This window comes from Kitasatospora sp. NPDC057936 (assembly GCF_042887525.1).
Lineage (GTDB): Bacteria > Actinomycetota > Actinomycetes > Streptomycetales > Streptomycetaceae > Kitasatospora.
This window is the reverse complement of sequence record NZ_JBHVPD010000014.1, coordinates 82,137-95,555: the sequence shown is the minus strand read 5'-3', so window position 1 is coordinate 95,555 and position 13,419 is coordinate 82,137. Positions and strand designations below refer to the sequence as shown.

General features: G+C 74.8%; 11 protein-coding genes. 6 read left to right on the top strand and 5 right to left on the bottom strand.

Going from position 1 to position 13,419, the window contains the following annotated elements; genetic code table 11:
- The first annotated feature begins 32 nt into the window (after positions 1-32).
- The 3 genes from ACFVU9_RS10585 (at position 33) to ACFVU9_RS10575 (ending at position 3,750) form a co-directional block, all read left to right on the top strand.
- Positions 33-1,307, top strand: a complete 1,275-nt coding sequence (locus ACFVU9_RS10585) for an MFS transporter (RefSeq protein ID WP_380436376.1) — start codon at positions 33-35, stop codon at positions 1,305-1,307.
- A 209-nt stretch (positions 1,308-1,516) separates the two neighbouring features.
- On the top strand, positions 1,517-2,962 hold the full coding sequence (locus ACFVU9_RS10580) for a TolB family protein (RefSeq protein ID WP_387591964.1): 1,446 nt from the start codon (positions 1,517-1,519) through the stop codon (positions 2,960-2,962).
- 218 nt (positions 2,963-3,180) lie between these two features.
- The gene (locus ACFVU9_RS10575) at positions 3,181-3,750 is read left to right on the top strand and encodes a hypothetical protein (protein ID WP_380436372.1); all 570 of its coding nucleotides are present in this window, start codon (positions 3,181-3,183) and stop codon (positions 3,748-3,750) included.
- Positions 3,751-3,783: 33 nt separating this feature from the next.
- Here ACFVU9_RS10575 and ACFVU9_RS10570 read toward each other — a convergent pair whose 3' ends face one another.
- Both ACFVU9_RS10570 and ACFVU9_RS10565 read right to left on the bottom strand, forming a co-directional pair.
- The gene (locus ACFVU9_RS10570) at positions 3,784-5,253 is read right to left on the bottom strand and encodes a glutamate synthase subunit beta (RefSeq protein ID WP_387591961.1); all 1,470 of its coding nucleotides are present in this window, start codon (positions 5,251-5,253) and stop codon (positions 3,784-3,786) included.
- Between the two features lie 110 nt (positions 5,254-5,363).
- Positions 5,364-5,840 carry a hypothetical protein gene (locus ACFVU9_RS10565; protein WP_387591958.1) on the bottom strand — a complete coding sequence of 159 codons (477 nt, stop codon included), beginning with the start codon at positions 5,838-5,840 and terminating at the stop codon, positions 5,364-5,366.
- Positions 5,841-5,899: 59 nt separating this feature from the next.
- Here ACFVU9_RS10565 and ACFVU9_RS10560 point away from each other — a divergent pair, with 59 nt between their 5' ends.
- From ACFVU9_RS10560 to ACFVU9_RS10550, 3 genes are all read left to right on the top strand, one after another.
- The gene (locus ACFVU9_RS10560) at positions 5,900-6,856 is read left to right on the top strand and encodes a helix-turn-helix transcriptional regulator (protein ID WP_387591956.1); all 957 of its coding nucleotides are present in this window, start codon (positions 5,900-5,902) and stop codon (positions 6,854-6,856) included.
- A 64-nt stretch (positions 6,857-6,920) separates the two neighbouring features.
- Positions 6,921-7,604, top strand: a complete 684-nt coding sequence (locus ACFVU9_RS10555) for a response regulator transcription factor (protein ID WP_359971215.1) — start codon at positions 6,921-6,923, stop codon at positions 7,602-7,604.
- A complete protein-coding gene (locus ACFVU9_RS10550) occupies positions 7,601-8,992 on the top strand; it encodes an ATP-binding protein (protein ID WP_380436367.1) in 1,392 nt (463 codons plus the stop codon). The genes ACFVU9_RS10555 and ACFVU9_RS10550 overlap by 4 nt, the downstream gene beginning before the upstream one ends.
- Positions 8,993-9,061: 69 nt before the next feature.
- Here the strand turns inward: ACFVU9_RS10550 and efeB are convergent, their stop codons facing one another.
- From efeB to ACFVU9_RS10535, 3 genes are all read right to left on the bottom strand, one after another.
- Positions 9,062-10,417 carry an iron uptake transporter deferrochelatase/peroxidase subunit gene (gene efeB, locus ACFVU9_RS10545; protein WP_387591952.1) on the bottom strand — a complete coding sequence of 452 codons (1,356 nt, stop codon included), beginning with the start codon at positions 10,415-10,417 and terminating at the stop codon, positions 9,062-9,064.
- The gene (gene efeU / locus ACFVU9_RS10540) at positions 10,417-12,501 is read right to left on the bottom strand and encodes an iron uptake transporter permease EfeU (protein ID WP_387591949.1); all 2,085 of its coding nucleotides are present in this window, start codon (positions 12,499-12,501) and stop codon (positions 10,417-10,419) included. The genes efeB and efeU overlap by 1 nt, the downstream gene beginning before the upstream one ends.
- A gap of 256 nt (positions 12,502-12,757) precedes the next feature.
- Entirely contained in the window at positions 12,758-13,066 is a 309-nt protein-coding gene (locus ACFVU9_RS10535; protein ID WP_380436361.1) for a hypothetical protein, read from the bottom strand.
- Between the last annotated feature and the right edge of the window lie 353 nt (positions 13,067-13,419).

Genomic DNA, 13,419 nt, shown 5'->3' with positions numbered 1-13,419 from the left:
CAGTGATAAGGACAGCATCGAGGACCACACCCATGCCCACCCCGCCCTGGCTCGACACGGCGCCCTGGCGCTCCTCCCGGGACTTCCGCCTGACCTGGACCTCCGGCACGGTCACCCTGCTCGGCTCGGTCTTCACCATGACGGCGATCCCGCTCCAGATCGCCGACCTCACCGGCTCGCCGCTCGCCGTCGGCGCGGTCGGCGCGGTCGAACTCGTGCCGACGATCGTGTTCGGCCTGTACGGCGGCGTGCTCGCGGACCGCGCCGACCGCCGCACCGTCGCCCTCGTCACCGAGATCGCACTCGCCGTCCTCAGCGCGCTCCTCCTCGCCAACGCGCTGCTCGGCACGCCCGCGCTGTGGCCGCTGTACGCGGCGGCCGGGCTCGCGGCGGCGCTCCAGGGGCTCCAGCAGCCCTCGCTGGAGGCGATGATCCCGCGCCTCGTCCCGCACGATCAGCTGGTCGCGGCCGGTGCGCTGCTGTCACTGCGCTGGAGCGTCGCCGGACTGGCCGGCCCGGCCGCCGCCGGCCTGGTGATCGCGACGGCGGGCGTCCCGGTGGCGTACCTGGTCGACGTCGCCACCTTCCTGGTCTCGATCGCGCTGCTCGCCGCCGTCCGCCCGGTGCCGTCCGAGCGGGACGCCGAGGCCCCGCAGTGGCGCGAGTTCACCGAGGGCGCCCGGTACGCGGCCCGCAGGCCCGATCTGCTGGGCACCTACCTGGCCGACCTCGCGGCCACCGTCTTCGCCCTTCCCACCGCACTCTTCCCCTTCCTCGCACGGGAGTTGGACGCCGTATGGGCCCTCGGCCTGCTCTACGCCGCCTCGGCGGCGGGCAGCCTGGTCGCCGCCACCACCAGCGGCTGGACGAACCGCGTGCACCGGCACGGCCGCTTCGTGCTCCTCTCCGCCGCGGCGGTGGGCCTCGCGATGGCCGGCGCCGCAGCCGTGCCGCACCTGTGGGCCGTCCTCGCGTGCCTCGTCGTCGCGGGCGCCGCGAACTGGACCGGCGACACCTTCCGCAGCGCCATCTGGAACCAGTCCATTCCGGACGAACTCCGGGGCCGCACGGCCGGGCTGGAGATGCTCATCGGCTCCGCGGGACCGGCCCTCGGCGACCTGCGCGCCGGTGGACTCGCCGCCCGGCAGGGCATCCGCGCGGCACTGCGCACCGGCGGGCTCCTCTGCCTGACCAGCGCCGCCGCCCTCTCCGCCGCCCTGCCCGCCCTGTGGCGCTACGACCGCCGCACCGACCCGCACGTCCGGGCCGTCCGCGCGGCCGCGCAGGCCGAAGAGGCGGCGCGGTGACGCCACCGGGCCGCGCCGGGGCGGAGACGCCGCGTCCGGTCGCCGGCACTCGGCAGGCAGTACTCGGCAGGCAGTGCGAGAACGATTGACGTGAATACGCCGCCCCGGCCGCACAACCGTTGACCCCTTCCCCATCAGGCGCTTGGCTCACTCCGGGCCGGCCGCCGGGGAGTCGAGCGCGGCCCGCCGATCCCAGGGGAGGGACCACGATGAACCGAGCACGCCCGACGCGCCACGTCCTGCGCGCCGCCTGCACACTGGCCGCGGCGGCGCTGGCCTGCGCGGCGGCCGCGCCCGCGCACGCCGACGCGCCCACCGGCGCCACCGAGCGGGTGACGGTCGGCACCCCGGGCTCGCAGCCCGACGGCGCCTCGAACGCGCAGGGCCTGAGCGCGGACGGCCGCTTCGCCGTCTTCACCTCCAGCGCCTCCAACCTCCTGCCCGGCAGCGGCAACGGCCGGACCAAGGTCTTCGTCCGCGACCTGTGGACGGGCAAGGTCGAACGGGAGGACGTCAGCACCACCGGGGCCGACGCCGACCTCGACTCCTACGAGGCCACCATCAGCGGCAACGGCCGCTTCGTGGCGTTCACGTCCTCCGCGACGAACCTCGGCTCCGGCGCCGGCCGCGCCACCCCGGACGTCTACGTCCACGACCGCCTGACCGGGAGGACCGAGCCGGTCGCCGCCACCGATCCGGCGAAGCCCCAGACCGGCCACTCCGCCGGCACCCCGTCGATCAGCTGGGACAGCCGGTACGTCGCCTTCCAGTCCGACCGCACCGACCTCGCCCCCGCCGGCGTCACCCCGCACGGCGGCACCATCTACGTCACCGACCGTCGGACCGGGAAGACCCGCCTGGTCAGCATCGGCGCGGACGGCACCGCGGCCAACGGCTCCTCCGCCTCGCCGGTGATCAGCGCGGACGGCCGCACCGTCGGCTTCATCTCCAAGGCGACCAACCTCATCGCCCAGGACAAGCCCGGCGCCCTCCCCGAGGACGCCTTCGGCGACCGGCCCACCGCCGACGACCTCGCGCCCGGCAGCAGCAGCACCAGCCGCACCGGCACCAGCACGGGCAGCAGCCCCAGGATCCTCAAGCCCCGCAGCTACCCGTTCTACGTCCGCGACCTCGACGACGAGGAGACCCGCCTCGCCAGCCCGGACGGCAAGGGCGGCTCGCGCGGCGTGGAGAACCCGAGCCTCAGCCCCGACGGCCGGTTCGCGGTCTTCTCCGCCCCCGTCTTCCACGGCACCGGCCCGTGGGACCGTCACTTCGAGGTGTTCGTCCGCGACCTGGAGCAGGGCACCGAGCGCTCCGTCACCGTCGCCCTCCCTGGCACCACGGTCCGCTCCGACGCGTGGGAGGGCCGGATGACGGCGGACGACCGCTGGGTCTACTTCAGCTCGACGGCCGACGACCTCGTGCCCGGGGACACCAACAACGCCTCCGACGTCTTCCGGTTCGACCTGTGGAGCAACCGCACCGAGCGGGTCAGCGTGGCCACCGACGGCTCGCAGAGCACCGGCGGGTCGAGCGCCCCGTTCGTCGACGCGTTCGGCACCACGGTGCTGTTCACGTCGGAGGACGGCACGCTCGTGCCGGACGACTCCAACAAGCTCCCCGACGTGTTCGTCCACAGGTACCGGTTCTGACGGACCGCCACCGCCTCCGCCACCCCACCGGGCCTGCCGCGCGATCAACCGCGCAGCAGGCCCGTTCTGTTCACGTCAAGCGAATAGTTTCCACGACTCTGTTGACTGACACTTTGTCAACAGTTCACCATTCACGGTCTACCCGCATAGATCCCATGGTGGTGGCATGGACACACCGCCCGGCGAAGGAAGCCGGGCCGCCACAGGAAGCTCCCCACATGCTTCGTTCCCAGCGCCTCGCCCCCGCCGTGGCCGCCGTCGTCCTCACCGTCGGCGCGCTCGCCGCCGGCGGCACCGCGCACGCCGCCGCCCCCACCCAGCACCGCGCCGCAGCGCCGCTCGACCAGACCTGCTCGCAGGCCTACCTCCCGCTGCCCGACCCGGCCTGCACCCCCGGCGCCACCAACCCGGACGTCACCCAGGCCACCATCGACGACACCATCTGCGTGCCGGGCTACAGCACGTCCATCCGCCCGCCGTCCAGCTACACCACCAAGCTGAAGATCCAGCAGATCGCGGCGTACGGCTACAGCGACACCAACACGTCCGACTACGAGGAGGACCACTTCATCCCCCTCTCCCTCGGCGGCCACCCGACCGACCCGAACAACCTGTGGCCGCAGCCGCACTACGCCACCGGCAGCAACGGGTCGACCTCGACGGACAAGGACAGCGTCGAGTACAAGCTCTACCGGGCCGTCTGCAACCACCAGGTGGACCTCGTCCCCGCCCAGCAGGCGATCGTCACCGACTGGACCACCGCCCTGTCGGTCCTCGGCCTGAGCTGACGGCCCGGGTGAGGGGGCAGGACCGCTGCCCCCTCACAGCGTCAACGCCCGCGCCGACGCCCGGATCGGAGCCGGGAGCTCGGTGACGCCCCGCAGGTAGCGGTCCACCGCCGCGGCCGCCGCCCGCCCCTCGGCGACCGCCCACACGATCAGCGACTGCCCGCGCCCCGCGTCGCCCGCGACGAACACGCCGTCCGCGCCCGTCGCGAAGCCGTCGTCCCGGGTCAGCGCGCCGTCCGGGCCGGTGGCGAGCCCGAGTTGGGGGATCAGCTCCTGGTCCGGTTCGGGCCCGGCGAAGCCCAGCGCGAGCAGCGCCAGCCCGGCCGGCAGGCTCCGCTCGGTGCCCGGCCGCGGCCCGCGGTCCGGCGGCTGCGCCTCGGCGAAGCGCACGGCCGCGAGCCGCCCGTCCGGGCCCGCCTCGAAGCCGACGGCCACCGCCGCGAACACCCGTGGCCCGGCCGCCGCCGCGCCCGCCTCCTCGTGCGAGGTCGTCTCCCGGTAGACCTTCGGGTGCACCGGCCACGGCTGCCCCGCCGCCCGGCGCTCCGGCGGGCGCGGGTTGATGTCGAGCTGGGTGACGGACGCGGCGCCCTGGCGCAGCGCCGTGCCGAGGCAGTCCGCGGCGGTGTCCCCGCCGCCGACGATCACGACGTGCCGGCCCTCGGCGGACAGCGGCGAGTCCGGGCGGTCGCCCTCGTCCACCCGGTTCGCCCAGGTCAGGTAGGCGATCGCCTGGTGCACGCCGGGCAGGTCGCGGCCCGGCAGCGGAAGTTCGCGGCAGGCCGTGGCGCCCACCGCGACCACCAGCGCGTCGCACCCGGCCCGCAGCTCCCCCGCCGCGACGTCCCGGCCGACGCGCACGCCGCAGCGGAAGCCGGTGCCTTCTTCCCGCATCTGGTCGAGCCGCCGGTCGAGCCGGTGCTTCTCCAGCCGGAACGGCGGGATGCCGTAGCGCAGCAGCCCGCCGGGGCGGTCGGCCCGCTCGTACACCGTCGTGGCGTGCCCGGCGCGGGTGAGCTGCTGGGCCGCCGCCAGCCCGGCCGGGCCCGAGCCGACCACGGCCACCCGCCGCCCGCTCGGTACGTCCGGCGGGCGGGGCCGGTCCCAGCCGCTCTCCCACGCGCGGTCGGCGATCGCCAGCTCGACGTTCTTGATGGTCACGGCGGCGCCGTCGATCGCGAGCACGCACGCGCTCTCGCAGGGCGCCGGGCAGAGCCGGCCGGTGAACTCGGGGAAGTTGTTGGTGGCGAGCAGCCGGGAGGCCGCCGCCCGCCAGTCGCCGTCGGCCGCCAGCCGGTTCCACTCGGGCACGATGTTCCCGAGCGGGCACGCGTCGTGGCAGAACGGGAGGCCGCAGTCCATGCACCGGCCCGCCTGCCCGCCGACGACCGGGAGCAGCGCCCCGGGCCGGTACACCTCGCGCCAGTCCCCCACCCGCTCGTGCGCGTCCCGCCGCGCCCGCTCCGCGCGCGGGGTGGTGAAGAAGGCCATCCGGTCTGCCATAGCGGCCTCCGGCAGGACGTGCCGTGCAGGGAACGTCCGGGGCGCGCCGGACGCGCCACCGTGTGGCCACCGTACGCCCACGAAGGGTGGGGGCGCGAGGGCGGCCGGACCTACGCGCGCCGGGTGAACTCCATGGTCCAGTTCGTCACCCAGGTCGCGCCGCCGTCCGTGGAGAAGGCCTGCTCCCAGCGCGCCGAGTCCGCCGTCACGCCCGACCACACGAACCGCGCCCGCACCGGCGTGCCGTCGTACTCGTCGTCCCCGAAGAACTCGCCGCGCCCGTCCGCCCACCGCCCGGCGACCGGCGGGAACAGCGTGCCCGTGCGGGTGCTGGACCAGTACAGCGACCACACCTCGCGCGCCGGGTCGTACAGCCGCAGGGTGAGCCCGGAGAAGCCCTCGGTCGGGAAGTCGATCTCGTCGACGTTCGCGTTGCCGCCGAAGTGCCGCGAGCCCCGCGTCACGCCCGGGAACTCCTCCCACGGGCTGCGCGGGTCGAGGAAGTCGGCGCGGCGGCGGTTGGCCACGTCCCATTCGCCCACGAGGAAGTCGAAGTCGGTTCGTCCGGTGTTGTTCTCAAGTCCCATGCCTGGACGCTAAGCCGGGTTCCCTGACATCGTGTGTCAGTGAAGTCCGAGGGGTCCCCGTGAAGTCCGCCCGCATGCTGTCGATCCTGCTCCTCCTCCAGACCAACGGCCGGATGACCGCCCAGCGGCTGGCCGAGGAGCTGGAGGTCTCGGTGCGCACCGTCTACCGGGACGTCGAGGCGCTGCAGGCCGCCGGCGTGCCGCTGTACGCGGACGCCGGGCACGGCGGCGGGTACGAGGTGCTGGCCGGCTACCGCACCCGTCTCACCGGGCTCAACGCGGGCGAGGCCGAGGCGCTGTTCCTCGCCGGGCTGCCCGGCCCGGCCGCCGCCCTCGGGCTCGGCCCCGCCCTCGCCGCCGCCCAGCTCAAGCTGCGCGCCGCGCTGCCGCCCGGGCTGCGCGCGGACGCCGACCGGCTGCGCACCCGCTTCCACCTGGAGGCGCCCGGCTGGTACGCGGAGGACGACGAGGTGCCGTTCCTGGCGCAGGTCGCCGACGCCGTGTGGCGCGGCCGGGTGCTGCGGGTGCGCTACCGCCGCTGGAAGGCGCCGACGGACGTCGACCGCCGGCTGGAACCGTACGGCCTCGTCCTCAAGGCCGGCCGCTGGTACGTCGTCGCCGGGCCGGGGCCGCGCACCTACCGGGTCGACCAGATCCTCGAACTCACCGAGACCGACGAGGAGTTCACCATCCCCGACGACTTCTCCCTGGCGTCCCACTGGCGCCGCCACGAGGCCGACTTCCACGCCCGCCTGCACCGCGGCGAGGCCCTCGTCCTGCTCGCCCCCGGCGCCGCCGCCCGCCTGAGCACCGCCGCCGCGCGCGCCGCCGAGGCCACCGGCGCCCCCGAGCCGGACGGCCGGACGCGGGCCGTGCTTCCGATCGAGTCGCTCGACCACGCCCACGCGGCCTTCCTCGCGCTCGGCACCGACATAGAGGTCCTCGCCCCGCCCGAACTCCGCGCCCGCCTCGCCGCCACCGCCCGCGCCCTCGCCGACCGCTACGCCGACAGGTGAGCCCGCCGGCCGGCCCCGCCCCCCGCCTGGAACCGCCGTGCACACGCCAGGGAGAATCCCACGCATGACCCACACCGTGCTGATCGCCGAGGACGACCGCGCCATCCGCGACTCCCTCACCCGCGCCCTGCAGCTGGAGGGCTACCGCGTGCGCACCGCCGCGGACGGCGCCCGGACGCTGGCCGCCCTCGACGAGCAGCGCCCGGACGTCCTGGTCCTCGACGTGATGATGCCCGCCCCGGACGGCCTGGAGGTCTGCCGCCGGCTGCGCGCCGCGGGCGACCGCACGCCCGTGCTGATGCTCACCGCCCGGGTCGAGGTCCAGGACCGGATCGCCGGGCTCGACGCCGGCGCGGACGACTACCTGGTCAAGCCCTTCGACGTCGGCGAGCTGTTCGCCCGCCTGCGCGCCCTGCTGCGCCGCAACCCCCCGGAGCAGCCCGTCGAGGACGTCCTGGCCGTCGCCGACCTGCGGGTCGAACCGGGCGCCCGGCGGGCCTGGCGCGCGGGCGAGGAGCTGGAGCTGTCCAGGACCGAGTTCGACCTGCTGGAGCTGCTCACCCGGCACGCCGGCTCGGTGCTCGACCAGGCCACCGTCTACGAGCGGATCTGGGGCTACGACTTCGGCCCCGGCTCCAAGAACCTCGCGGTGTTCATCGGCTACCTGCGCCGCAAGCTCGACCGCCCCGGCCTGGCACCGCTGATCCACACCGTCCGCGGCGTCGGCTACACGCTGCGCGCCTCGTGACCCGCCCGCGCCGCTTCGACCCGCGCCGGCTCCGGCCGCGCCCGGGCCTGCGCACCACCATGTCGCTGGCGTTCGCCGCGCTGGCCGTCCTGGTGGCGGTGCTGATCGGCGCCCTCGGCTACCACGCCGCCGCCGCGCTGATCCGCGACGACGAGAAGGCCGACTTCACCACCGCGCTCCAGTCGGTGGGCAACCAGGTCACGCGGCAGACGCTGTACCCCGGCGACTTCAACGGGCCGACCGGTCTGAGCGAGCAGCTGCTGCGCCCGATCCGGGTCACCGCGCAGGCGCTCGACGCCAACGGCGCCGTCCTCCCGGGCAGCTCCCACGTCGTCCTCCCGGGCGCGCCGGACGACGGCGACCTCGCCCGGGCCACCGCCCCCGCCCGGACGGTGATCGGCGTGCGGCACGTCGGCGACGCGACCTACCGGGTCGGCGTCGTCTCGCTCGGCGGCGGCCGGGGTGCCGTCCAGGTCGTGCAGGAGACCGGCGACGTCGAGGACCTGCTGTACGCCCTGCGGGGTCAGATGGCGGCCGTGGTGGCCGCCGTCGCCCTGCTCGCGGGTGCGGCCGGCTGGCTGCTCGCCCGCCGGATCACCGGACGCCTGGTGCGGCTGACCGACGTCGCCGAACTGGTCGCCGACAGCGGCCGGCTGGACGTCCCGGTGCCGGCCGCCGGGAGCGACGAGGTCGGCCGGCTCGGCCGGGCCTTCGACCGGATGCTCGGCCGGCTCGCCACCGCCAAGGAGAACCAGCGCCGGCTGGTCCAGGACGCCGGGCACGAGCTGCGCACGCCGCTCACCAGCCTGCGCACCAACCTCTCGGTGCTCCCCAGCCTGGACCGCCTGCCGCCCGCCGAGCGCACCGCGCTGCTGGACGACCTGGCCGAGGAGGCCAAGGAGCTGACCCTGCTGGTGGACGAGCTAGTGGCGCTGGCCGCCGAGCAGAAGGCGGACGAGGACCCGGTCGACGTGGTGCTGGCGGACGTGGTCCGCGAGGCCGCCGCCCAGGCCCGCCGGCGCACCGGCCGCGAGATCGCCGTGGACGCCGACGCGACCGTGGTCACCGCCCGCCCGGACGCGCTGGCCCGCGCGGTGGGCAACCTGCTCGACAACGCGGCCAAGTTCGACCCGGCCGGGGCCGCCCCGATCGACGTCGTCGTGAGCGGTCCCAGGGTCGAGGTGCGCGACCGCGGTCCCGGCATCGACCCGGCCGACCTGGAGCGCGTCTTCGACCGCTTCTACCGGGCCACCGCCGCGCGCAGCCTGCCCGGTTCGGGACTCGGCCTGGCCATCGTCCACGAGGTCGCCACCTCGCACGGCGGCACCGCGTTCGCCGTCAACCGGGACGGCGGCGGCGCCGTCATCGGCTTCACCCTCGGCGACTGACGGGCCGCGGACGCGCGAACGGCCCCCGGAACTCCTCCAGAGTTCCGGGGGCCGTGGCGCGCGGGGGCGTCAGGCGGCGGCGAACAGCCCCCGGCCGAGCCAGTCGGCGTCGTCCTTCACGCCCGGAAGGACGAAGAAGTACCCGCCGCCGGTCGGCGAGATGTAGTCCACCAGCGGCTCGCCGACGAGGCGGGTCTGGGTGGCCTCGAACTGCCGCACCACGTCCTGCTGGTAGCAGCAGAAGACGAGGCCCATGTCGAGGTTGCCGGCCTTGTCGATGCCGCGGTCGTAGTTGAAGCCGCGGCGCAGGATGCGCGAGGTGTCGGTGTCCGCGGTGCGCGGGTTGGCGAGGCGGATGTGCGCGTTGAGCGGGATCGCCTTGCCGTCCGGGTCCTTGGCGTAGTCCGGGGCGTCGTTCTCCTGGTGGCCGTCGAGCGGGGCGCCGGTGTCGCGGCGGCGGCCGAACATCTTCTCCTGCTCGGTGAGGGTGACGCGGTCCCAGAACTCGATCAGCATCCGGATGATCCGTATGACCTGGTAGCTGCCGCCGGTCGCCCACGCGGGCTCGCCCATGCCGTCGGTGACCCACACCAGCCGGTCCATCTCGCGGGCGGAGGCGGTGTCCGGGTTGACGATGCCGTCCTTGAAGCCGAGCAGGTTGCGCTGGGCGCCGTCGGGGCGGGACTGGTTCTGGAAGCCGTCGATCCGCCAGAGGATCTGCATCGCGCCGCGGGTGTGCCGGGTGATGTCGCGCAGGGCGTGCAGGACGGTGTCCTGGCGGTCGGCGCAGATCTGCAGCGAGAGGTCGCCGTGGAGCTCGGCGGCCTGCAGGTTGTCGTTGGGGAAGGTCTTCATCGGCGCGAGCTTGACGGGCTTGGCCTTGGCGAGGCCGTAGCGGTCGTCGAAGAGCGAGGCGCCGACGCCGACCGTCACGGTCAGGTTGTCGGTGGCCACGACCGGGCCGAGGAGGCCGCTGTCGGAGGGCGGCGCGCCGACGCCGAGGTCCGGCGGGGTGCCGCCGGCGGTGAGGAAGCGGATCCGCTCGGTCAGGGTCCTGAACAGGTCCTCCAGGGCCTTGCGGTCCTGGGCGATCACCTGGCAGGAGACGAAGGCGGCGTAGCCGGGCGCCGGGGTGGTGACGCCGGCCTGGTGCGCGCCGTGGAAGGGCACGACGCCGTTGGAGGCCGGGTGGCCGTCGCCCGCGGCGGCCGGCTCGGCGGAGAGCGTGAACGCCGCACCGGTGCCCGCCAGGACGGCCGCCCCCGCGCCCGCGCCGAGCGCCGCCCGCACGAAGCTGCGGCGGGCCGGGCCGGCCGGGCAGCCGCCCTGGCCGGCGGCCTCGGCGGCGGCCTGCTGCGCGGCGGCAGCGGCGGAAGCGCCGTGTGGGAACGGGCAGGAGCCGGTGGCTGCGGTGTGGTCGGTCATCAGGCGGCCTTCCGGATCTCGAGCAGGGCGGGGATGGGGGACAGGTCTTCGAGCAGCTGGCCGGTGGCGCCGTTGAGCCGGCGGCGGGCGTCGGCGGGCAGCTTGTCCAGCGGGGTCCAGCCGTCGGCGGTGCGGGCGGCCGCGACGAGGTCGCCGACGCGCTTCATCCCGGTGTTGACCCGGACGAGGACCTGCGGGTCGCGCTCGTCGAGCAGCGGCTGGAGGAGCGTCAGCAGCTCCTGGGTGCCGGCCAGGTTGGCCTGGGTGGTGGCGAGGCTGGTGCCGCTGCCCATGTCGGTGTCGCCGGTGAGCTCGAACTGGAGGGTGTTCTCCAGGATCTCGTGGGCGCGCAGCGGCAGGTCGGCCGGGTCGAAGTCCTGGGTGGGGAAGTCGTGCACGAGGGTGGCGACGTCGCGGGCGAGGCCGTCGGCGACGGGCGTGAGGTCCGCGGCGGACTGGCCGTGCCACAGGCCGTACTCCAGGCGCAGGAAGCCGGTGAAGCCCGGGTCCGCGGTCTTGTCGGGGAGCCCGTCGGCCCGGCCGTCGATCTTGCCGTCGAGGTCGGCGAAGGTGCCGTAGGCGGCGCCGAGCGAGGCGTACTGGAGGTGCGCGGTGAGCCAGTCCGCCCGGGCGGTCGCGAGGTCGCCGCCGTGGATGTCGGCCTGGAGCTTCTGGGACTGCGTCATGAGGGTCGCGAGGCCCTTGTTGACGTAGTCCTTGTAGGCGTCGAGCGGGGCGTTGAGGTCGCCGTCGCCGACCGGCTTGACGGCCTTGACCTCGCTGCCGCCGGTGACGTGCACGGAGGCGGAGGTGACGGACTTGCCGCCGGTGGGCACGCAGCGCCAGGCGTAGTCGCCGGTGCCGATGGTGGCGGTCAGGGCGCGGGTGGTGCCGGGCGCGAGGCCCTCGACCTCGCCGTAGACGGCGCCGCTGGCCGGGTTGACCAGGTACACCTCGGAGACCTTGTCGCCGGTGTTGCGCATCTGGAAGACCTGCTGGCCGGGCAGCGGGGCGGTGAAGCCCTTGCCGCACTCCTGCTCGGAGACGGCGACGGTGGCGGCGCTGTCCTTCTTGCCGTCGCTGACGGCGATGACGGCTCCGGCGACGACGGCCGGGACGGCGACCAGCGCGGCCGGGAGCACCCACCGCGGCCGGCCGGAGGCGGCGGGCGCGGTGGTCCCGGCAGCCGCCTCGGTGGCCTTCTCCTCCGTCTGCTCAGCCGCCTGCTCGGCCGTCTTCTCCGCCGTCTTCCCGGCGGCGGGCACGGCCTGGCCGGCGCGCAGGCCCTGCAGGAACAGCGTCATGACGATGCACAGGTAGGCGACGTAGGCGACGACCTGGAGGACCGTCATGGTGACGGTGAGGTTGAGCGTGCCCTGCACGAGCGTGGCGTACCAGGACTGCGCGTCCAGGTGCCCGCTGAGGTCGAACGCGTACGACGTGGAGCCGCCGACCAGCCCGGACTCCTGGAGGTCGCGCAGGCCGTAGCCGAGCACGCCCGCCGCGATGACGATCAGGCCGGCGCCGGTGATGGTGAAGAACCGGGTGAGGTTCATCTTGAGCGCGCGCCGGTACAGGCCCCAGCACAGGCCCGCGGCGAGCACCAGGCCGACCGCGGCGCCGATCAGCGGGCCGGTGGACTCACCCGCGGTGCGGACGTTGGTCCACAGGAAGAGGGAGGTCTCCAGGCCCTCGCGGGCGACGGCGAGGAAGCTGGTGAGCACCAGCGCGCCGGCGCCCAGCGCCAGCGAGGCCTCGACCTTCGAGCGGATCTCGGCCGACAGGCTGCGCGCGGAGCGGCGCATCCAGAAGACCATGGCCGTGACGAAGCCGACCGCGATCAGGCTCAGGATCCCGCCGAACGCCTCCTGGGCGTGGCCGGACAGGTTCGCGGCGGTGAAGGTGAGCACCGCGCCGAAGCTGAGGCTGACGGCGACGGCCGCCGCGACGCCGGTCCACACCTGGGGCAGGCGCCCCTTGCGGTCGAACCGGACGAGGGTGGCCACCAGGATCGACACGATCAGGCCGGCCTCAAGGCCCTCCCGCAGCCCGATCAAAAAGCTGGGAAACGCTTCATCCCACATGCAGCGGGCTCCTCCCCCGGTCACCCCGGGTCGTACCTGTCCTCGGAGTCCCACCGCGGTGACGGGGGACGGCACAGCCGAACGCCCCGGACTGGTTCGGTCCAGGGCGCCTCGGCTTAGCTTAGGCAAACCTTAGAGGTGCAGGGAGCCACTGAACCCGCCGCCAAGGTAAGGGTTAGGTATGAAACCCACCTTCCGTCTCAGCATTCGACCCGGCCTCCGGCGCGCCGCCTTCCCGGCGCACCAGCGCCAGGACTCAGCCCCACCACTGCTCGGGAACGGTCTCCGGCTCGGCCGGGACGCCGACGGGATCCGGGACGGGCGCCACGTGCAGGTCGCCGCCGTCCGCCTCCGCGACCTCGTGGCCGGCCTCCCGCAGGACGACCGCCGCCGCCCCGAGGACGGCGGCGCGCACCCCTTCGGGCGAATCGCCGCCCGGCGGCCAGCCGACCACCACCCCCTCCGGACCGGGGCCGATCCGCAGCGGGGACGGGCCGGCGGCGTCGAGTCCGGCGCGGGAGAGGGTCGCGGTCACGTCAGCGAGGAGTTCACGGTGATCCACCATTGGCGCAGCGTAGGCCGGTGGTCCCGCGACCCCGGGCCGCGGCGCGCGCCGAAACGGTTCGGCGGCACCCGAGCGCAGCACCGGCCGCGTCCCGGACGGCCGATCGCGGGCCCCGGGACCCCCGTCCGGCCCGACACGAGCGGCCGGACGGGCCGATGGACGTGCACAGTCGGCCCCCTGCCGACAGCATGACAGAGTAAGCGATCCATCACCCTGAGCAACGGGACCAGCGGTCACCAGCACCGCGGGCCGGATCCGCCCGGCGGTCCCGTATCGAGAGGTCCCATGATCACATCACTCCGCCGGCCGGCGTTCTCGCCGACGGGCCTCCAGCACGGCACGCCGAGGACGCC

Bases quoted from the DNA above. Each gene is read 5' to 3' on its own strand.
- ACFVU9_RS10565 (WP_387591958.1), bottom strand. From the start codon at position 5,840: ATGGGACTTGAGAACAACACCGGACGAACCGACTTCGACTTCCTCGTG.
- efeB (WP_387591952.1), bottom strand. From the start codon at position 10,417: ATGACCGACCACACCGCAGCCACCGGCTCCTGCCCGTTCCCACACGGC.
- efeU (WP_387591949.1), bottom strand. From the start codon at position 12,501: ATGTGGGATGAAGCGTTTCCCAGCTTTTTGATCGGGCTGCGGGAGGGC.
- ACFVU9_RS10570 (WP_387591961.1), bottom strand. From the start codon at position 5,253: ATGGCAGACCGGATGGCCTTCTTCACCACCCCGCGCGCGGAGCGGGCG.
- ACFVU9_RS10585 (WP_380436376.1), top strand. From the start codon at position 33: ATGCCCACCCCGCCCTGGCTCGACACGGCGCCCTGGCGCTCCTCCCGG.
- ACFVU9_RS10535 (WP_380436361.1), bottom strand. From the start codon at position 13,066: ATGGTGGATCACCGTGAACTCCTCGCTGACGTGACCGCGACCCTCTCC.
- ACFVU9_RS10580 (WP_387591964.1), top strand. From the start codon at position 1,517: ATGAACCGAGCACGCCCGACGCGCCACGTCCTGCGCGCCGCCTGCACA.
- ACFVU9_RS10575 (WP_380436372.1), top strand. From the start codon at position 3,181: ATGCTTCGTTCCCAGCGCCTCGCCCCCGCCGTGGCCGCCGTCGTCCTC.
- ACFVU9_RS10555 (WP_359971215.1), top strand. From the start codon at position 6,921: ATGACCCACACCGTGCTGATCGCCGAGGACGACCGCGCCATCCGCGAC.